The sequence below is a fragment of the Actinomadura macrotermitis genome, from assembly GCF_009604375.1.
Classification (GTDB): domain Bacteria; phylum Actinomycetota; class Actinomycetes; order Streptosporangiales; family Streptosporangiaceae; genus Spirillospora; species Spirillospora macrotermitis.
Map to the genome: position 1 here is coordinate 521,698 of NZ_WEGH01000001.1, position 17,692 is coordinate 539,389.

At 75.2% G+C, this 17,692-nt stretch carries 17 protein-coding genes; 9 read left to right on the forward strand and 8 right to left on the reverse strand.

From position 1 onward, the window contains the following. Positions 1-54: 54 nt before the first annotated feature. The 3 genes from ACRB68_RS02345 (at position 55) to ACRB68_RS02355 (ending at position 3,944) form a co-directional block, all read left to right on the forward strand. Positions 55-609 carry a carboxymuconolactone decarboxylase family protein gene (locus ACRB68_RS02345; protein WP_153530622.1) on the forward strand — a complete coding sequence of 185 codons (555 nt, stop codon included), beginning with the start codon at positions 55-57 and terminating at the stop codon, positions 607-609. After that, positions 609-2,759, forward strand: a complete 2,151-nt coding sequence (locus ACRB68_RS02350) for a beta-glucosidase family protein (protein ID WP_153530623.1) — start codon at positions 609-611, stop codon at positions 2,757-2,759. Before ACRB68_RS02345 ends, ACRB68_RS02350 begins: the two co-directional genes overlap by 1 nt. A gap of 159 nt (positions 2,760-2,918) precedes the next feature. After that, positions 2,919-3,944, forward strand: coding sequence for a serine/threonine-protein kinase (locus tag ACRB68_RS02355; protein ID WP_328593650.1), 1,026 nt, complete (start codon positions 2,919-2,921; stop codon positions 3,942-3,944). A gap of 18 nt (positions 3,945-3,962) precedes the next feature. Here the strand turns inward: ACRB68_RS02355 and ACRB68_RS02360 are convergent, their stop codons facing one another. From ACRB68_RS02360 to ACRB68_RS02375, 4 genes are all read right to left on the reverse strand, one after another. Next, positions 3,963-4,145 carry a hypothetical protein gene (locus ACRB68_RS02360; RefSeq protein WP_153530624.1) on the reverse strand — a complete coding sequence of 61 codons (183 nt, stop codon included), beginning with the start codon at positions 4,143-4,145 and terminating at the stop codon, positions 3,963-3,965. Between the two features lie 4 nt (positions 4,146-4,149). Continuing rightward, a complete protein-coding gene (thiE, locus tag ACRB68_RS02365) occupies positions 4,150-4,818 on the reverse strand; it encodes a thiamine phosphate synthase (protein WP_328593651.1) in 669 nt (222 codons plus the stop codon). A 152-nt stretch (positions 4,819-4,970) separates the two neighbouring features. After that, complete coding sequence (locus ACRB68_RS02370) at positions 4,971-5,345, reverse strand: Rv2175c family DNA-binding protein (protein ID WP_153530625.1); 375 nt, start codon at positions 5,343-5,345, stop codon at positions 4,971-4,973. A gap of 35 nt (positions 5,346-5,380) precedes the next feature. Then, positions 5,381-6,595 carry an NAD(P)/FAD-dependent oxidoreductase gene (locus tag ACRB68_RS02375; RefSeq protein WP_153530626.1) on the reverse strand — a complete coding sequence of 405 codons (1,215 nt, stop codon included), beginning with the start codon at positions 6,593-6,595 and terminating at the stop codon, positions 5,381-5,383. A 220-nt stretch (positions 6,596-6,815) separates the two neighbouring features. On the opposite strand from ACRB68_RS02375, the gene thiO reads away from it, so the two are divergent. From thiO to ACRB68_RS02405, 6 genes are all read left to right on the forward strand, one after another. Beyond that, positions 6,816-7,937: a glycine oxidase ThiO gene (thiO, locus tag ACRB68_RS02380; protein ID WP_153530627.1), complete on the forward strand. Its 1,122-nt coding sequence runs from the start codon at positions 6,816-6,818 to the stop codon at positions 7,935-7,937. Next, positions 7,934-8,146 carry a sulfur carrier protein ThiS gene (gene thiS, locus ACRB68_RS02385; protein ID WP_153530628.1) on the forward strand — a complete coding sequence of 71 codons (213 nt, stop codon included), beginning with the start codon at positions 7,934-7,936 and terminating at the stop codon, positions 8,144-8,146. Before thiO ends, thiS begins: the two co-directional genes overlap by 4 nt. 2 nt (positions 8,147-8,148) lie before the next feature. Next, complete coding sequence (locus tag ACRB68_RS02390; RefSeq protein WP_153530629.1) at positions 8,149-8,916, forward strand: thiazole synthase; 768 nt, start codon at positions 8,149-8,151, stop codon at positions 8,914-8,916. A gap of 127 nt (positions 8,917-9,043) precedes the next feature. Beyond that, positions 9,044-10,051, forward strand: a complete 1,008-nt coding sequence (locus tag ACRB68_RS02395) for a DMT family transporter (RefSeq protein WP_235958706.1) — start codon at positions 9,044-9,046, stop codon at positions 10,049-10,051. Positions 10,052-10,136: 85 nt separating this feature from the next. Beyond that, positions 10,137-12,086, forward strand: a complete 1,950-nt coding sequence (gene pknB / locus ACRB68_RS02400) for a Stk1 family PASTA domain-containing Ser/Thr kinase (RefSeq protein ID WP_153530630.1) — start codon at positions 10,137-10,139, stop codon at positions 12,084-12,086. Positions 12,087-12,133: 47 nt separating this feature from the next. Next, positions 12,134-12,991: a deoxyribonuclease IV gene (locus ACRB68_RS02405; RefSeq protein WP_153530631.1), complete on the forward strand. Its 858-nt coding sequence runs from the start codon at positions 12,134-12,136 to the stop codon at positions 12,989-12,991. A gap of 372 nt (positions 12,992-13,363) precedes the next feature. On the opposite strand, the gene ACRB68_RS02410 is transcribed toward ACRB68_RS02405, so the two are convergent. From ACRB68_RS02410 to ACRB68_RS02425, 4 genes are all read right to left on the reverse strand, one after another. Beyond that, the gene (locus ACRB68_RS02410; RefSeq protein WP_328593652.1) at positions 13,364-15,082 is read right to left on the reverse strand and encodes a sodium/solute symporter; all 1,719 of its coding nucleotides are present in this window, start codon (positions 15,080-15,082) and stop codon (positions 13,364-13,366) included. Beyond that, entirely contained in the window at positions 15,079-15,504 is a 426-nt protein-coding gene (locus ACRB68_RS02415; RefSeq protein WP_153530632.1) for a hypothetical protein, read from the reverse strand. The genes ACRB68_RS02410 and ACRB68_RS02415 overlap by 4 nt, the downstream gene beginning before the upstream one ends. Beyond that, on the reverse strand, positions 15,497-16,291 hold the full coding sequence (locus ACRB68_RS02420; RefSeq protein WP_153530633.1) for a LytR/AlgR family response regulator transcription factor: 795 nt from the start codon (positions 16,289-16,291) through the stop codon (positions 15,497-15,499). The genes ACRB68_RS02415 and ACRB68_RS02420 overlap by 8 nt, the downstream gene beginning before the upstream one ends. 65 nt (positions 16,292-16,356) lie before the next feature. After that, positions 16,357-17,652 (reverse strand): sensor histidine kinase, encoded by a 1,296-nt coding sequence (locus ACRB68_RS02425; RefSeq protein ID WP_153530634.1) that lies wholly within the window; start codon positions 17,650-17,652, stop codon positions 16,357-16,359. Between the last annotated feature and the right edge of the window lie 40 nt (positions 17,653-17,692).

Consider the following 17,692-nt stretch of genomic DNA (forward strand, 5'->3'; position numbering starts at 1 on the left):
AAATGCGGGTGGCGGGGTAGAACTGTCACACCAATTGGTGGCAGAAATGTCGCCATGCCCGCTGAGAACACCACGCCCGCCGCCGCATCCCCGGACGTCCCGCGCATCCCGCCGCTCCCCGAGGAGCAGTGGGACGACGCGCTGAAGGCGGTGGTCTCCGTCACCGGCCCGCTCAACATCTTCACCACGCTCGGCCGCCACCCGGAGCTCTTCCAGTCCTGGATCGGCTTCGGGTCCATGATGCTCATGAAGGGCACGCTGAGCGGCCGGGTGCGGGAGCTGGCCATCCTGCGCACCGCGCACCATCGCGACTGCGCCTACGAGTGGCACCACCACCGCCGGATCGGGCTGGAGGCCGGGCTCACCGAGGACGAGATCGCCGCGCTGCGGCTGGACCCGGCCGGCCACGGCTGGACGGACCAGGACCGCGCCGTGCTCACCGCCGCCGACGAGCTGCACGCGACCGGCACCCTGTCCGACGCGACCTGGGCCGCGCTCTCGGGCTTCCTGGACGAGCACGGGCTGATCGAGCTGGTCATCCTGATCGGCCACTACCACATGGTGGCGTTCGCGCTGAACGCGCTGCGCGTCCAGCCGGAGGAGGACTGATGTCCCCCGCGCGACGGTGGGCGGCGGCCACCGGCACCCTCGCCGCCGCGTTCGCCCTGGTCAGCGCGCCCGCGACCGGTGAGGCGGCGGCGAGCCGCTGCGGCGACCCGGCCGTGCGCCCCTGGTGCCGGACGACGCTGACGCCCGACCAGCGGGTGGCGCTGCTGCTGCCGAGGCTGACCGAGGACGAGAAGATCGGGCTGCTGGCCGCCGACGACCCGTTCGGCGGCCCCCTCGGCGGCTTCTCCGAGAACGCCCACGCCGACACCAACAACGGCATCGCGCGCCTCGGCGTCCCGCCGCTCTACATGGCCGACGGACCCGCGGGCGTCCGGCAGGGCCGGGCGACCGCGCTGCCCGCGCCGATCACGCTCGCCGCCGGGTTCGACCCCGGCGCGGCCGAGCGCTACGGCGCGGCGGTCGGCTGGGAGGCCCGGCACCGCGGCAACGACGTGATCTTCGGCCCGAGCGTGGACGTGCTGCGCGCCCCGCGCAACGGCCGCGCCTTCGAGGGCTTCGGCGAGGACCCCTACCTGTCGGCGGGCCTCGGCGCGTCCTGGATCCGCGGCGCGCAGAAGCAGGGCGTGCTCGCCTCGGTCAAGCACCTGGCGGTCTACACCCAGGAGACCGACCGGCTGGCGCTGGAGGCGCGGGTGGACGAGCGCGCCCTGCGCGAGGTCTACCTGGTGCCGTTCGAGGCGGCGGTGAAGAAGGGCGGCGCCGCGACCGTCATGTGCGGGTTCGGCAAGCTGAACGGCCGCTGGGCCTGCCAGGACGGCACCATGCTGAACACGATCCTGCGCGGCGAGTGGGGGTTCACCGGGTTCGTCGCCTCCGACCACACCGCCGCCCAGGACGCCGCGGGCGCCGCGGCGGGCGGCCTGGACATGGAGCTGCCCGTCGGCCGCCGCTACAACGCCTGGACGCTGAAGAACGCGCTGCGCCAGAACCAGGTCGGCCGGGCGACGCTGGACGGGCACGTCCGCAACATCCTGCGCACGATGTTCGCCGGCGGGGTCTTCGACCGGCCCGCCTACGCCAACGACCTCACCCTGCTCTCCCGGGCCGCGAGCGAGACCACCGCCCGGCGCGTCCAGGAGGCCGGCACCACGCTGCTGCGCAACCGGGGCGGGGCGCTGCCGCTCAAGGCGCCGAAGTCGATCGCGCTGATCGGCCGGGGCGCCGTCGAGAACCGCAGCGGCTACGGCTCCTCGAAGGTCGAGCCGTTCTCCTCGGTGGCGCCGCGCGAGGGCATCGCGGCGCGGGCGGGGGCCGGCGCCAGGATCACCTACGACGACGGCGGCAACAGGGGCGCCGCCGCCGACGCGGCCCGCAAGGCCGAGGTCGCGATCGTGTTCGCCACCGACAGCCAGGGCGAGTTCTTCGACAAGTCCTGCCTGACCCTGCGGTGCGGCGAGCCGACCCGGGGCGACCAGGACGCGCTGATCTCCGAGGTCGCCCGGGCCAACCCCAACACGATCGTGGTGCTGGAGACCGGCGGCCCGGTGCTGACGCCGTGGGCGGACCAGGTGAAGGCCGTCGTGCAGGCCTGGTACCCGGGCCAGCAGGCCGGGACGGCCCTCGCCCGGGTGCTGTACGGCGACGTCGACCCCGGCGGGCGGCTCCCGGTCACCTTCCCCGCCGCCGAGGGCGACACCCCGGTCGGCACCGACCCGGCCCGCTTCCCGGGCGTGAACAAGACGGTGACGTTCGCCGAGGGCGTCTTCGTCGGCTACCGGCACTACGACGCGAAGAACATCGCGCCGCGCTTCCCGTTCGGGCACGGCCTGTCCTACACCACGTTCAAGTACAGCGACCTCAGCGTGCGCGGCGACCGGGTGCAGGTCACCGTGACCAACACCGGCGCGCGCGCGGGCATCGCGGTCCCGCAGCTCTACCTCGGGCTGCCCGCACCGAACGCGAACACCCCGCAGCCGCCCCGGCAGCTGCGCGGCTACGAGAAGGTCTCCCTCGCGCCCGGCCAGAGCACCCGGGTCACCTTCCCGCTGACGGCGCGGTCGCTGTCGTACTGGGACACCGGGACGCACGCGTGGAAGGTCGCCAAGGGCTGCTACCGGGTCGGCGTGGGCGCCTCGTCCCGCGACGTCCCGCTCACCGGCGCGTTCGCCCAGGGCGGCGGGCGCTGCTGACGTGCGCCGCCGCTAGTGACCCGTCCCAGGAATCGCCCGTGCCGTTTTGTTTCATCCGCCACGGCACGGGCAAACCTCCCGGTTTCACTGCCATTCGGGGCCGCCGCAGGGTACAAATGAGGCAATCTTCCGTTCGTCCCCGCCGAGTCGGAGCCCCCTGTGCCGCATCACCCCTCCCACGGAAGGTCGCGTCCGCACGTCGCGCGTCCTGTTCCGTCCCGGTCCGGTCCCACGCGGGCGTCCGTCCCGCGCGAACGCCGGCCCGAGCACCCGCTCCGCCCCGGCGACCCGGACCGCATCGGCGGCTACACGCTGCTCGGCCGGCTCGGTGAGGGCGGCCAGGGCGTGGCCTACCTCGGCCGCGACGAGGCGGGCGAGCTGGTCACCGTCAAGATGCTGCGCGGCGGCGCGGCGGCCGGGCAGCGCGCGCGCAGCCGCTTCATCCGGGAGGCCGACGCCGCGACGCAGGTCGCCGGGAGGCACACCGCACGCGTGCTGGACGCCGACGTGAACGGCGACAGCCCCTACATCGTCAGCGAGTTCGTCGAGGGCCCCTCGCTGCAGCAGGTGGTGCAGGAGGACGGCCCGCTGACCGGCCCGCAGCTGCGCAAGGTCGCGCTGCGCACCGCGGGCGCGCTCGCCGCGATCCACCGGGCGGACGTCGTGCACCGCGACTTCAAGCCGGGCAACGTGCTGCTCGGCCCGGACGGCGCCAAGGTCATCGACTTCGGCATCGCGCGCACCACCGGCACTCTGTACGACACCACCGGCCCCCTGACCACCGGCCCGGTCGGCACCCCGTCCTACATGGCGCCCGAGCAGATCGAGGACGAGCCGGTCGGCCCGCCCGCCGACGTGTTCGCCTGGGGCGCCACGATGGTGTTCGCCGCGACCGGCAGGCCGCCGTTCGGCACCGGGTCCGGCGCGGCGGTGATGCGGCGGGTGACCAGCCGCCGCCCCGACCTCGGCGACCTGCAGGGGCCGCTGCGCGAGCTGGTGGCGGCGTGCCTGGACAAGAACCCGGCCGCGCGGCCGACCGCGCGCCAGCTCGTGCGCGCCCTGCGCGACGACTCGGGACCGGTGACCCGGCCGCGGCCGACGCAGATCCCGCGTTACCGGTGGCAGATGATGGTCGCGCTCGCCGGCGTGGTGCTGCTCGGCTTCCTGCTCGGCGTGCTCATCTAGCCCCCCGCCACGGGCCGCTCACCAGTGCGGCGGGCGCTCCTCCAGGAACCGCGCGTCGTCGTCGTCCGCCGTCCCGCGCCACTCGCCCCAGCCGACGTCGGTGTCGTCGGCGGTCTGGTCGGGCAGGACCTCCAGGCCGTCCTCGCCGAGGTCCACCGGCCGGTCGTCGTCGGACCGCGCGCTGTCGGGTCGTTCGCTCATGCCCCTAGTCTCTCAGGCGCCGCGCCAGCTCCGCCGCCGCGGCTCCCGGATCGGCCGCCTCGGTGAGCGCCCGGACGACCACCGCGCGCTCGGCGCCCGCCGCCAGCACCTGGTCCAGGTTGCCCGCGTCGATGCCGCCGATGGCGAACCAGGGCCGCCCGCCGCGCTGCCCGGCGACGTGCTCCAGCAGCTTCGGGCCGGGCGCCTCGCGGCCCGGCTTGGTCGGCGTCGGCCAGACCGGGCCGGCGCAGAAGTAGTCCACGCCCGGCTCGGCGGCGGCCGCGTCGGCCTGCTCGGGCGCGTGGGTGGAGCGGCCGATCAGGATGTCCTCGCCGACGATGGCGCGGGCGGCCGGCACCGGCAGGTCGTCCTGCCCGAGGTGCAGCACGTCGGCGTGCACCGCGTGCGCGACGTCGGCGCGGTCGTTGACCGCCAGCAGCGCGCCGTGCCGCTCGCACGCCGCCCGGAACACCTTCAGGTACTCGATCTCCTGCCGCGCCTCCAGGCCCTTCTGGCGCAGCTGGACGATGTCGACCCCGTTCGCCAGGACCGCGTCCAGGAAGGCCGGCAGGTCGCCCTGGCGCTCGCGCGCGTCCGTGCAGAGGTAGAGGCGGGCGCGGCTGAGCCGGGCGCGCAGCGCGACGGCCCGGTCGGAGAGCAGGTGCCTGGACACGAGGGGGCGGGTTCCTTTCGGGGGCTGGGCGGTGGAGACGCGGCGGCGGGGCCGCCGGGAGCATGGCCCGGCGGCCCCGCCATCGTGTCATGTACGCGCAATGTCGGTCGGTGGTGCCGGCCCGGGGCCGCCGGCGGGCCTTCGGCGGGCCGTCAGAAGGCCATCGCCTGGGCGCGTCTGCGCACCTCGGTGCCCCGGTTCTCGGCGAGCGCGTCGACGGGGGTCCCCGGGAGGGTGTCGTCGGCGGTGAAGAGCCAGCGCAGCATCTCCAGGTCGTCGAAACCGGCGTCCGACAGCAGGGTGAGGGTGCCGGGCAGCCCCTTGATCACCTCGCCGTCCTTGATGAAGGCGGCGGGCACCGCCGGGGCGCCGTCGCGGCGGACGGCCAGCAGCTTGCGCTCGCTGAGCAGCTGCTTGGTGCGGCCGATCTTGATTCCGAGGCGCTCGGTGGCCTCCTGCAGGGAGATCCATTCGCCGACCAGGGCGTCGGTGCGGGGGTCCAGAGCGCTGTCCACGGTTGCGTGCATCTGCGTCACGCCCCCTTGACTACCACGTACCAAGATCACTCAAACCCACCCACATTCAGCGCCTGGCGAACGGGCACCGCGGGGTCGGCCAGCAGGGCGGCGTCCACGGGCGTCCCGGCGGCGATGACCCGCTTGGCCTGCACGAGGTCGCGCGGCCGGTCCACGGTGAGGATCGCGTCCAGCCGGTCGCCGGTGAGCCACGCGACGGCCCACTTCCCGTCCGCCGGATCGCCCCGGTGGAGCATCCGCTCGGACCGCGCGTGCTGTCCGGCGTACTGGACCATCCGGCCGAACTGCTCGGACCAGAAGTAGGGCGGGGCGTCGTAGACGGCGTCCTCGCCGAGGAGCGCGGCCGCGGCGACCTCGGGGGCGTTCAGCGCGGTGTCCCAGTGCTCGACGAGCAGCCGCCGCCCGTAGCGGTGCGACCAGTAGGCGGCGCAGTCGCCGACGGCCACCACGTCGGGGCGGGGCGCGCCGCCGGCGCTCGTGCGGAACGAGGCGTCGGTGACGACGCCGCGCTCGACGTCCAGTCCCGAGCCCGCCAGCCACTCCACCTCGGGGCGGACGCCGACGCCCACCACGATCTCGTCGGCGTCGATCCGGGTGCCGTCGCCGAGCGCGAGCCCGCCGGGCTCGACCGCGGCGACCTTGACGCCGGTGCGCAGCTCGACGCCCGCCTCGGCGTACCAGGGCGCGGTGAGCGCGCCGATCTCCGGCCCGACCGCGTTGGCGAGCGGGGTGTCCGCGGCCTCCACCACGGTCACCCGGCAGCCCTTCTTGGCGGCGGTGGTGGCGACCTCGGCGCCGATCCAGCCCGCCCCGACGATGACGACGCGCGCGCCCGGGACGAGCCGGTCGCGCAGGTCGCGGGCCTCGTCGATGGTGCGCAGCACGTGCTGGGGGCCGTCGCCGGGCAGCGTGACGGGGGTCGCGCCGGTGGCGATGACCAGGCCGCCGAAGGGCAGCTCTCCGGCGGTGGTGGCCAGCGTGCCGCCGCCCGCGTCCGCCAGGCGGAGGCCGGTGGCGCGCTCGCCGAGCAGCAGCTCGCAGTCCAGCCGCGCCCAGTCCGCGTCGACGGTGGTGTCGTCGGTCTCGCCGGCCAGCACCGCCTTCGACAGCGGCGGCCGGTCGTACGGCTCGTGCCGCTCGGCCGACACCAGCGTCAGCGCGCCCCGGTACCCCCTGCCGCGCAGGGCCTCCACGGCGCGCACGCCGGCCAGCCCGCCACCCACGACGATCACCCTGTCCATGGGAGGCCACCCTAACCGGCCCGCCCGCGCCATAAGTGGACGGGTGTCCAGACAGCAGGACACGCCTGGTCGGCCGTAGGGTGGAGGACGAAACAGACGCGGGAGTCCGGGCACACCGGGCTGAGAGGACGCCTGGGGACGGCGGTGCGCACGCGCCCGCCCTCGCACGCGGCGTCGACCGCCACGACCTGATCCGGATCATGCCGGCGAAGGGAGCGCGATGGAGATAGTGATCATCGGGGCGGGGGTCGTCGGCCTCGCCACCGCCTGGCGGGCCGCCGCGCGCGGCGCCGCCGTCACCCTGGTCGACCCCGAGCCCGCGAGCGGCGCCTCGGCCGTCGCCGCCGGGATGCTCACCCCGGTCAGCGAGCTGGCCTACGGCGAGGAGCCGCTGCTGCACCTCGGCCTGGCCTCGCGCGACCGCTACGGCGCGTTCGTGGCCGAGCTGGAGGAGCTCACCGGCCTGGACACCGGGTACCGCGCCGACGGCATCCTGCAGGTCGCCTTCGACGGCGACGACCTGGCCTACCTGGACGAGGTGCGCCGCTTCCAGGAGTCGCTCGGCGTCCCCGCCGAGACGCTCACCGGACGCGAGAGCCGCCGGCTGGAGCCGATGCTGGCGCCGGGCGTGCGCGGCGGCCTGCTCGCCCCTCAGGACGGCTCGATCGACCCGCGCCGCCTCACCCCCGCCCTGCTGGCCGCCGGGGAGAAGCTCGGCGTCCGCCTCGTCCGGCGGCGCGCCGCATCGGTGATCGTGGAACGCGACACCGCGGCCGGCGTCCGGCTGGAGGACGGCACCGAGATCCGCGCCGACCAGGTGCTGCTCGCGGCCGGGCCGTGGTCGGGCGACATCGGGGGCGTCCCCGAGGGCGTCGTCCCGCCGGTCCGCCCCGTCAAGGGCCAGGTGCTGCGGCTGCGCTCGCGCGTGCCGTTCCTCACCCGCTGCACCCGCGGCCTGGTCCGCGGCTCGCCCATCTACCTGGTGCCGCGCGCGGACGGCGAGCTCGTCGTCGGCGCCACCCAGGAGGAGCTCGGCTTCGACATCCGGGTCACCGCGGGCGGCCTGTGGGAGCTGCTGCGCGACGCCCGCGAGCTGCTGCCCGGCATCACCGAGCTGGAGTTCGCCGAGGTCTCGGCCGGGCTGCGGCCCGGCTCCCCCGACAACGCCCCGGTGATGGGCGCCAGCGCGCTGCCGGGCCTGGTGCTCGGCACCGGCCACTTCCGCAACGGCATCCTGCTCACCCCGGTCAGCGCCGACATCCTCGCCTCGGTGCTGCTGGACGGCGAGGTGCCCGAGGTCGGCCGGCCCTTCACCCCGCAACGCTTCGAGGTGCGCGCATGAAAGTGATCATCAATGGCGAGCCGCGCGAGCTGCCCGGCGGGACGAGCGTGGCCGACGCGGTCGCCGCCGTCACCGGCGGCGCGCCCGGCGCGGCGTCCGGCGTGGCCGCCGCGCTGAACGACGAGGTGGTGCGGCGGTCGGCGTGGGCCGGCACGCCGCTGAAGGACGCGGACCGGCTGGAAGTGCTGACCGCCGTGCAGGGAGGGTGACCATGGACCGTCTCGTCATCGCGGGCGAGGAGTTCGGCTCGCGGCTGATCATGGGGACCGGCGGGGCGCCGAGCATGCACGTGCTCGGCGAGGCGCTCGCCGCGTCCGGCACCGAGCTGACCACGGTCGCCATGCGCCGGGTCGACCCGGCGGCGCGCGGCTCGGTGCTGGACGTGCTGCGCGAGCACGGCATCCGGGTGCTGCCGAACACCGCCGGCTGCTTCACCGCGGGCGAGGCGGTGCTGACCGCCAAGCTCGCCCGCGAGGCGCTCGGCACCGACTGGGTCAAGCTCGAGGTGATCGCCGACGAGCACACCCTGCTGCCCGACCCGATCGAGCTGGTGGAGGCGGCCGAGCAGCTCGTCGCCGCCGGGTTCACGGTGCTGCCCTACACGAGCGACGACCCGGTGCTGGCGCGGCGGCTGGAGCAGATCGGCTGCGCGGCGGTGATGCCGCTCGGCTCCCCCATCGGCTCGGGCCTCGGCATCCGCAACCCGCACAACATCGAGCTGATCGTCGAGCGGGCGGGCGTCCCGGTCATCCTGGACGCCGGCCTCGGCACCGCCAGCGACGCCGCGCTGGCGATGGAGCTCGGCTGCGACGCGGTGCTGCTCGCCACCGCCGTCACCCGGGCGCAGTCGCCCGCCACGATGGCCGCCGCGATGCGGCACGCGGTCGAGGCCGGGCGGCTCGCGCGGCTGGCCGGGCGCATCCCGCGCCGCCGCTACGCCCAGGCGTCCTCGCCCTTCGAGGGGCGCAGCGGTTCTTGAAGGAACGCTTCACCATCGCCTGTAGCAACATTCACTGGACCTGAAAAGAGGGCGGCAGCAGACTGATCTGCAGCACTCCGTCCCACTTCGGTGTTGATGGAAATATCCCGACTTTAAGGTTCGACGCATGATGCAGCAGAGCAGCAAGGTGGACCGGCTCGCGGTGGCGGCCGCGACGGTGACCGTATTCGCGTGGGCGTCGGCGTTCGTGGCCATCCGCAGCGCCGGCGCCGAGTTCGGGCCCGGCGCGCTCGCGCTCGGCCGCATGCTGACCGGAGCGGTCGCGCTCGGGGTGATCTGCCTGATCCGGCGCGAAGGGCTCCCGCCGCGCGCCGCCTGGCCGGGCATCGCGGTCTCCGGCGTGCTCTGGTTCGGCCTCTACATGATCGCGCTGAACTGGGGCGAGCAGAAGGTCGACGCCGGCACCGCCGCCCTGGTGGTCAACACCGGCCCCATCCTGATCGCGCTGCTCGGCGGCTGGCTGCTGAAGGAGGGCTTCCCGCCGCGGCTGATGGCCGGGATGGCGGTGTCGTTCGCGGGCGCCGTCGTGGTCGGGCTGTCGATGTCCGGCGGCGGCGGGTCGTCGATCCTCGGCGTCCTGCTCTGCCTGCTGGCCGCCGCCACCTACGCGGCGGGCGTGGTGAGCCAGAAGCCCGCGCTGCGGCACGCGTCGGCGCTGCAGGCGACCACCTGGGGCTGCGTCATCGGCGCCGCCTGCTGCCTGCCGTTCGCCGGGCAGCTGTTCACCCAGCTCGGCGACGCCTCCCCCACCGCGATCGCGAACATGGTCTACCTCGGCGTCGTGCCGACCGCGCTCGCCTTCACCACCTGGGCCTACGCGCTGGCCCGCAGCTCGGCCGGGAAGATGGGCGCCACCACCTACGCCGCCCCCGCCCTGGTCGTGCTCATGTCGTGGGCGCTGCTCGACGAGATCCCCGGCTGGCTGACGCTGTCGGGCGGCGTCCTCTGCCTGGCGGGCGTCGCGGTCTCCCGCAGCCGGCCGCGGCGCGCGGCCCAGGGACCCGTGGTGGAGGACCCCGTGGTGGAGGGCCCCGTGGTGGAGGACACAGTGACCGACGACACGCCCGGGCAGGAGGCCGCGGGCGCCACCGAGGCCCCCGTGCGGCACGGCTGATCCGCCGGACGGCCGGTCCCGGCGCGGGCACGCTCATACCCGGGACTGATGAGTTCCGGTGGAAAAGCCCTTTAAACTCGCTCTGATGGACACGACGGTTGCTGATCCCCTCGTCGGGCGCGTGCTCGACGGGCGCTACCGCATTGAGTCCCGCATCGCCCGCGGCGGCATGGCCACCGTGTACGTGGCCCGCGACATCAGGCTCGACCGCGAGATCGCGATCAAGGTGATGCACGCCCACCTGGCGGCGGACGAGGACTTCGTGCAGCGCTTCATCGGCGAGGCCAAGGCCGCCGCGGCGCTCTCCCACCCGAACGTGGTCGCGGTCTACGACCAGCGCACCGACGGCGAGCACGTCTTCCTCGTCATGGAGTACGTGCCCGGGCGCACCCTGCGCGAGCTGCTGACCGAGCGGGGCCGGCTCGGCCCGCGCGCCGCGCTGGAGATCATGCAGCCGGTGCTGGCCGCGCTCGGCGCGGCGCACCGGGCCGGCCTGGTGCACCGCGACGTCAAGCCCGAGAACGTGCTGATCACCGCCGACGGGCAGGCCAAGGTCGCCGACTTCGGGCTGGCCCGGGCCGAGTCGGCGAGCAAGATGACCAAGACCGGCCTGATCATCGGCACCGTCGGCTACCTGGCGCCCGAGCAGGTCCTGTCGGGCAACGCCGACGTGCGCTCGGACGTGTACGCGGCCGGGGTGATGCTGTTCGAGCTGCTCACCGGCTACCTGCCGCACCAGGGCGAGTCGCCGCTGGCGGTGGCCTACAAGCACGTCAATGAGGCCGTCCCGGCGCCCTCCACCGCCGTGCCGGGCCTGCCGCCGCAGGTCGACGCGCTGGTCACCCGTGCGACCGCGCACGACCCGGCCGGCCGGCCCGCCGACGCGAGCGCCTACCTGGCCGCCGTCGCCGAGGTCTACAACGGGCTGCCCCGCGACTTCGACGAGCGGGTCGCCGAGGCGTCCCGCAACGTCACCGCCGTCCTGGAGGCCCCGCCGATGGCGCCGCCGGCCGCCGACGGCCGCACCGCGGTCTTCGACGCCGCCGGCACCATGCCGGCGGGCGTGCCGGCCGGCCGGCCCGGCGGCGCGCCGCAGCGCACCGCCGCCGACAAGGCCATCGGCGCCATCACCGGCAAGTACGTGCTGATCGCGATCGGCGCGGTGGCGGCGGTGATCCTCGGCTGGGCCGTCTGGTACCAGACCTCCGGGCAGTACGAGCACGTCCCCGACGGCATCGTCGGGATGAAGCTCGCCACCGCCACCAAGCAGCTGGAGGACAAGGGCCTGACCGTCCGCCGGGGCGCGTCGGTCTTCAGCGACCGGGCCGCCAAGGGCACGGTCGCCAAGTCCGACCCGCTGCCGGGCACCCGGATCGCGCAGGGCCGGACGGTCACGCTGTTCCCGTCCAAGGGCCGCACCCCGCGCGAGGTCCCCGACGTGCAGGGCAAGACCGAGGACGAGGCGCGGCAGGCGCTGCGGGACAAGGGCTTCAGCGTCGGCGAGGTCGCCCGGCAGGGCTCCCAGTCGGTCGACAAGGGCAAGGTCATCCGCACCCGGCCGGTCGCGGGCACCAAGGTGTCCCCCGACGAGCCGGTCGTCCTGGTGGTCAGCACCGGCATGTCCATGCCGGACCTGCGCGGCATGAACGCCGACCAGGCCAAGACCCGGCTGGAGTCGATGGGCCTGGACGTCAAGGTCGACAAGCGCGACGAGCAGGGCAAGCCGCCCAACACCGTGCTGGAGCAGACCCCGGCGCCCGGCACCGGGGTGTCCAACGGCGACGAGGTCCGCCTGGTCGTCAACAAGAAGGACTGCCTGATCGGCAACTACTTCTGCGACGACGGCAACCAGGACCAGGACAAGATCCCGGTGCCCGGCGTGATCGGGCAGCCGTTCGACCAGGCCGCCCAGGCCATCCAGAGCTCCGGCTTCCGGGTCAAGGTCCGCTCCCGGTTCGGCGGCACCGTGGCGGGCCAGTTCCCGCTGCCGGGCTTCTCCGCGCCGCGCGGGTCCGAGATCACCATCTGGGGCTGACCGGACCGGTCACGGCCGCTCCCGCCTGCGATTAGGCTCGGACGCCTATGACCTCCTCCTCCATCCCCAGTCCCATCGGGGCGCACGTGCCGGTGGCCGGCGGCCTGGCCACCGGCGGCCTGAAGTACGCCGCCGAGATCGGCGCCGAGACCGTCCAGGTGTTCGTGTCTAACCCGCGCGGGTGGGCGCTGCCCGAGGGCAGGCCCGCCGAGGACGCCAAGCTGCGCGAGCGCACGGACGTGCCGGTGTTCGTGCACGCCCCCTACCTGGTCAACTTCGGCTCCCCGAGCGCCGCGACGCTGGAGAAGTCGGTCGAGACCGTCCGGCACTCGCTGACCCGCGGCCGCGCCATCGGCGCGCGCGGCGTGGTCGTGCACACCGGCTCGGCCGTCAGCCAGTCCTACGACGCCGCGATGAAGCAGGTGCACGAGCACGTGCTGCCGCTGCTGGAGGAGATCCCCGAGGACGGCCCCGACCTGCTGCTGGAGCCGATGGCCGGGCAGGGCGCGATGCTGTGCGCCCTGGTGACGGCCCTCGGCGAGTTCTTCGAGCGGCTGGAGCACCACCCGAAGGTCGGCGTGTGCCTGGACACCTGCCACGCGTTCGCCGCCGGGCACGACCTGGCCGCGCCGGACGGCGTCGACACGATGCTGCGCGAGCTCGTGGAGACGGTCGGGCCGGGGCGGCTGAGGCTGGTGCACGCCAACGACTCCAAGGACGTCTGCGGCTCGGCCAAGGACCGGCACGAGAACATCGGCGCCGGGCACATCGGCGAGGAGGCGTTCGCGGCGCTGCTGCGCCACCCCGAGGTCGCGGGCGTCCCGTTCGTCATCGAGACGCCGGGCCGCAGCGCCGACCCGCACCGCGCCGACATCGACACGCTGAAGCGCCTGCGCGACCGCTGAGCCCCCCGGCGGGCCCCGCCGCCGGGCGCACGAAAAAGACCCGGGCACCGCTGGACAACCCCCCGACTGTCCAGCGGCACCCGGGCCGCACGCCGCTGGATCCCACCCCCCCGGTACGGGATCCGGCGACTCTGATCCGGCGCACGGCTCGCGCCCGCCGGATCTCCAGTTTCGTCTTGTGGCGGGTCTCCCCGCGTGGCCCCTCCGCTCCCCGCGGGGCGGGTGTCGCGTGTGGTGCCACTGAGAACACTAGAGGTGTTCTGGCTCGGATTGGGCCTAGGAAAACCCCGGCCTCGGTAAACGGTAAGTAGTCAGCGATATACGTACTGTAGTCGCACGACGAGCGGCCGGTTCCGCGCGACGAACGGTCCGTCAGCGCGGAACGATCTCCTCGGGCAGGTGCAGGCGGGCCATCGCGCGGGCCGCGCGGCGCGGCACGCTCCGCGGCGTGAGCAGCGAGACGCCCGCCATCACCGCGGTCGCCAGCGGCACCACGACCAGCGCGGGCTGGGCGAGCAGCGCGCCGGGCCAGCCGTGCCAGGGCGCGCCGTACAGGCAGGCGACGCCCGCGCCGACGGCGAGGCCGCCGCCGGTCACCAGGCCCGCCGCGGCGCCCGCCGGGGTGAGCCGCCGCCACCAGATGCCGAGCAGCAGCAGCGGGCAGAGCGAGCAGGCCGACACGGTGAGGGCGAGGGTGACCAGCCCGGTCGCGCCCTGCGGCCCGACCCGGCCGACGACGGCGAACGGCACCGCGAGGGCGACGACCACGCCGGCCCGGAACGCGGCGGCGCCGCCGCACGGCAGCGCCCGCGAGACGGTGCCGGCGATCGCGACCACCACCCCGCAGGAGGTGGAGACGAACGCCGCGAACGCACCGGAGGCGATCAGCCCGGTCAGCAGCGCGCCGCCCGCGCCCGGCGCGAGCCGCTGCGGCAGCGTCAGGATCGTTGCGTCGGTGTCCCCGGTCATCAGCAGTTCGGGCGTGTAGACGCGCCCGAGCGTGCCGTACAGGGCCGGGAAGACGTAGAACAGCGTCAGCAGGGCCGGCACCATCGCGGCGGTGCGCCGCGCCGCCCGGCCGCAGGGGTTGCTGTAGAAGCGCATCAGGATGTGCGGCAGCCCGACGGTGCCGAGCAGCACGCCGAGCAGCGCCGAGTAGGTGGCGTACAGGCCGTGCTCCTCGCCGTGGGCGTTCGGGACGGCCCAGGTGCTGCCCGTGCGCACCGGCAGCCGGTCCACGTGCGGGACGACCGCGCCCTTGGGGAACAGCAGCCGGGCGCCCGCGGCGACGGTGTGCCGCCCGGCGGGCAGCGCGATCCGCTCGCCGGTGTGGCGGACCCCGTCCACCGTGCCGTGCGCCGCCACCGCGATGGGGGCGGGCACCCGCACCGTGACGGCGGTCTGCACGGTGACGGCGGTGGGGCGGCCGAACCGCGGCACCCGGTCGCCGGTCGGGTCGGCGCCGCCGTCCAGGTGCCACAGCGCCAGCAGCGCGACGGCGGGCACCGCGACCGCGACGAGCTTCACCCAGAACTGCACCGCCTGCACCGCGGTGATGCTGCGCATGCCGCCCGACAGCACCAGCGCCAGCGAGACGCCGACGACGACGGCCCAGCCCGCCCAGACCGGCGCGCCGGTGAGCACCCGCAGCGTGACGCCGGCGCCCTCGAACTGCGGCAGCAGGTAGAACCAGCCGATGAAGCAGACGCACAGCGACACCAGGCGCCGCACCCGGGGCGAGCCGAGCCGCCACTCGGCGAAGTCCGAGACGGTGTAGGCGCCCGAGCGGCGCAGCGGCGCCGTCACGAACGCCACCAGCAGCACGTGCCCGGCGGTCGCGCCGATCGGCAGCCACAGCATGTCGGCGCCGTAGGCCAGCACCAGCCCGGCGGTGCCGAGGAACGCCGCGGCCGAGATGTACTCGCTGCTGATCGCCGAGGCGTTCCACAGCGGCGCGACGCCGCGCGAGGCGGCCTGCAGGTCGCCGGTGGCGGCCACGCCCCGGCGGCGGCCGTGCACGCCGACCGCGGTGACCAGGCCGAGCACCGCGACCAGCGCGGTGAGCGCGGCCGCGGCGGCCTGCACGATCACGAGCGGTCCACCAGCCGGGCGAAGTCGTCCTCGATCCGCTCGGCCCGCCGGACGTGCCCGGCCGCCGCGGCGATCCACACGGGCTGGACGGCGAGGGCGAGCAGCAGCCAGGGCAGCGGCACCCCGCAGAGGCGCTGCCGGCCGAGGCCGGGCTCGCCGGTGAGCAGCAGCGGCAGCGCCGCCAGGACCAGCAGCACGACCGCCCCGGTCAGCAGGGCGGCGCGCAGCTGCGCGCGGATCAGCGTGCGCGCGTAGACGGCGCCGAGCTCGGTCTGCTCGTCCAGGTCGCGGGCGATGCTCCAGGCCGGCGCGGACGCGCCGCGCGGTCCGGTGCGCGCGCGCTCGGTGCGCGGGCTGGTGACCTGGACGCGGCGCGGGGCCGGCGCCTCGCCCGGCCGCCGGTCCGGGGGCGCCTCACTCATCGGCGCCGCCGGGCAGGCCGAGGGCGCCGGTGTGCCGGAACCGGCGCACCAGCAGGTCGCGGACCTGGCGGGTGTGGCGGCGGCTGACCGGCAGCAGCTCGCCGCCGACCAGCACCGCGGCGCGCCCGCCGTCGAAGCGCAGCTCGCTGATGTGCGCGCTGGACACCAGCGTGCTGCGGTGGATGCGGATGAACCCGGCGGCCTCCCAGCGGCGCTCCAGCGCGGCCAGCGGCATCCGGACCAGGTAGCCGCCGTCGGGGGTGTGCAGCCGCACGTAGTCGCCCCGGGCCTCCACGTGGGTGACGGCGCTGCGCGCGACGAGCCGGGTCCGCCCGGCCAGCTCGACCGGGACCATCTCGTCACCGTCGGGGGCCTGCGGCGCGTCCCCGGCGGGTTCGCCCGCGGCGCGCCGCACCGCCTCGGCGACGCGGCGGACGGCCTCGGCCAGCCGCTCGGGCCGCACCGGTTTCAGCAGGTAGTCCAGCGCGCCGAGCTCGTAGGCGGCGACCGCGCAGTCGTCGTGCGCGGTGACGAAGACGACCTCGGGGGGCGCGGCGAAGCCGGTGAGCAGCCGGCCGAAGTCCAGGCCGTCCAGGCCCGGCATGCGGATGTCGAGGAAGACCGCGTCCAGGCGCTCGCCCGCCATCAGCATCCGGCTGAGGTCGCGCAGCGCGGCCGCCGCGTCGCCCGCGTCGCAGACCTGCTCGATCCGGGGGTCCTCGCGCAGCAGGTACGCCAGCTCTTCCAGGGCGGGCCGTTCGTCGTCGACGGCCAGGACGCGCAGCATAAGGAGGACTCTGCTCTGATCACCGGGAGTCCGCAATCGGTTTCGGAATGTGAGCGGCGGCCCGGTCAGCCGAGGGGGCGGCCGTGCAGGCCGGTGAACTTGGGCACGCGCAGGCTGACCTTGGTGCCGGCGCCGAGCTCGGTCTCCACCGTCAGCCCGTACTCGTCGCCGTAGACCTGCCGCAACCGCTCGTCGACGTTGGCCAGGCCGATCCCGGCGCCCGCGCCACCGCCGCCGCGGTGCCGGCTCCCGGGGCGGAGGCCGGCCGCCAGCACCTCGCGCAGCCGCCCGGGGTCCATCCCGACGCCGTCGTCCTCGACGCTGATGGCCGCCTCGGGCCCGGCGTCGCGGGCCACGATCCGGATGTGGAAGCCCTCGCGCGCGCCGCCCATGCCGTGCCGGATCGCGTTCTCCACCAGCGGCTGCAGCGACAGGAACGGCACCGCGACCGGCAGCACCTCGGGGGCGATCTCCACGCTGAAGCGCAGCCGGTCGCCGAACCGGGCCCGCTCCAGCAGCAGGTAGCGGTCGATGGAGCGCAGCTCGTCGGCCAGGGTGGTGAAGTCGCGCGGGTTGCGGAAGGAGTAGCGGGCGAAGTCGGCGAAGTCCAGCAGCAGCTCGCGGGCCCGCACCGGGTCGGTGCGCACGAACGAGGCGATGGTGGTCAGCGAGTTGTAGACGAAGTGCGGGGAGATCTGGGCGCGCAGCGCGCGCATCTCGGCCTCGGCGAGGCGGGCCCGCGAGGAGTCCAGCTCGGCCAGCTCCAGCTGCCCGGCGATCCAGCGGGCCACCTCGCCGACCGCGCGGACCCGGGCGGCCGAGGCGGCGGGCCCGTAGGCGGCCAGGGCGCCCTCCACCCGGCCCTCCACCGCGATCGGGGCGATCATCGCCACGCGCAGCCGGCAGAGCGGCACCTCGCACTCCAGCAGCTCGGGGGCGACCACCCGGGGGCGGCCCGAGACCAGCACCGGCCGGGCGTGCTCCAGCGCCTGCGCCGCGTGCAGGTAGGCGCCGTCGCCGTCCCAGGCCAGCAGCGCTCCGTTGTTCAGCGGCTCGTCCGGCGGCCCGTCCTCGCCCTCGTCCTCGTCCGAGCCGTGCGCCGACAGCACCGCGACCGCGTCGGCGCCGAGCAGCGCCCGCAGGTGCCGGGCGGACCTGCGGGCCGACTCGCGGGTGAGGCCGGCGCGCAGCGACGGGGAGGCGCGGGAGATGGTGTGCAGCGTCGCGAACGTCGCCTCGTCGGCCATCGTGGCGAACCCGCGCCGCCGGTCGCGCAGCCTGCGCCGCGCCGCGCCGCCCGCCAGCGCGGCCGACGTCACGGCGCCGCACCCGAGCACTTCCAGGACGGTGGGTGTGACCATGGCAACCGACGGTAACGCCCGGCTCACTCCCCCGTGGGCA

What these genes read in the sequence shown, in the direction of transcription:
- ACRB68_RS02345 (WP_153530622.1), top strand. Translation starts at nt 55, where the DNA reads ATGCCCGCTGAGAACACCACGCCCGCCGCCGCATCCCCGGACGTCCCG.
- ACRB68_RS02350 (WP_153530623.1), top strand. Translation starts at nt 609, where the DNA reads ATGTCCCCCGCGCGACGGTGGGCGGCGGCCACCGGCACCCTCGCCGCC.
- ACRB68_RS02360 (WP_153530624.1), bottom strand. Translation starts at nt 4,145, where the DNA reads ATGAGCGAACGACCCGACAGCGCGCGGTCCGACGACGACCGGCCGGTG.
- ACRB68_RS02370 (WP_153530625.1), bottom strand. Translation starts at nt 5,345, where the DNA reads ATGCACGCAACCGTGGACAGCGCTCTGGACCCCCGCACCGACGCCCTG.
- ACRB68_RS02375 (WP_153530626.1), bottom strand. Translation starts at nt 6,595, where the DNA reads ATGGACAGGGTGATCGTCGTGGGTGGCGGGCTGGCCGGCGTGCGCGCC.
- thiO (WP_153530627.1), top strand. Translation starts at nt 6,816, where the DNA reads ATGGAGATAGTGATCATCGGGGCGGGGGTCGTCGGCCTCGCCACCGCC.
- thiS (WP_153530628.1), top strand. Translation starts at nt 7,934, where the DNA reads ATGAAAGTGATCATCAATGGCGAGCCGCGCGAGCTGCCCGGCGGGACG.
- ACRB68_RS02390 (WP_153530629.1), top strand. Translation starts at nt 8,149, where the DNA reads ATGGACCGTCTCGTCATCGCGGGCGAGGAGTTCGGCTCGCGGCTGATC.
- ACRB68_RS02395 (WP_235958706.1), top strand. Translation starts at nt 9,044, where the DNA reads ATGATGCAGCAGAGCAGCAAGGTGGACCGGCTCGCGGTGGCGGCCGCG.
- pknB (WP_153530630.1), top strand. Translation starts at nt 10,137, where the DNA reads ATGGACACGACGGTTGCTGATCCCCTCGTCGGGCGCGTGCTCGACGGG.
- ACRB68_RS02405 (WP_153530631.1), top strand. Translation starts at nt 12,134, where the DNA reads ATGACCTCCTCCTCCATCCCCAGTCCCATCGGGGCGCACGTGCCGGTG.
- ACRB68_RS02415 (WP_153530632.1), bottom strand. Translation starts at nt 15,504, where the DNA reads ATGAGTGAGGCGCCCCCGGACCGGCGGCCGGGCGAGGCGCCGGCCCCG.
- ACRB68_RS02420 (WP_153530633.1), bottom strand. Translation starts at nt 16,291, where the DNA reads ATGCTGCGCGTCCTGGCCGTCGACGACGAACGGCCCGCCCTGGAAGAG.
- ACRB68_RS02425 (WP_153530634.1), bottom strand. Translation starts at nt 17,652, where the DNA reads ATGGTCACACCCACCGTCCTGGAAGTGCTCGGGTGCGGCGCCGTGACG.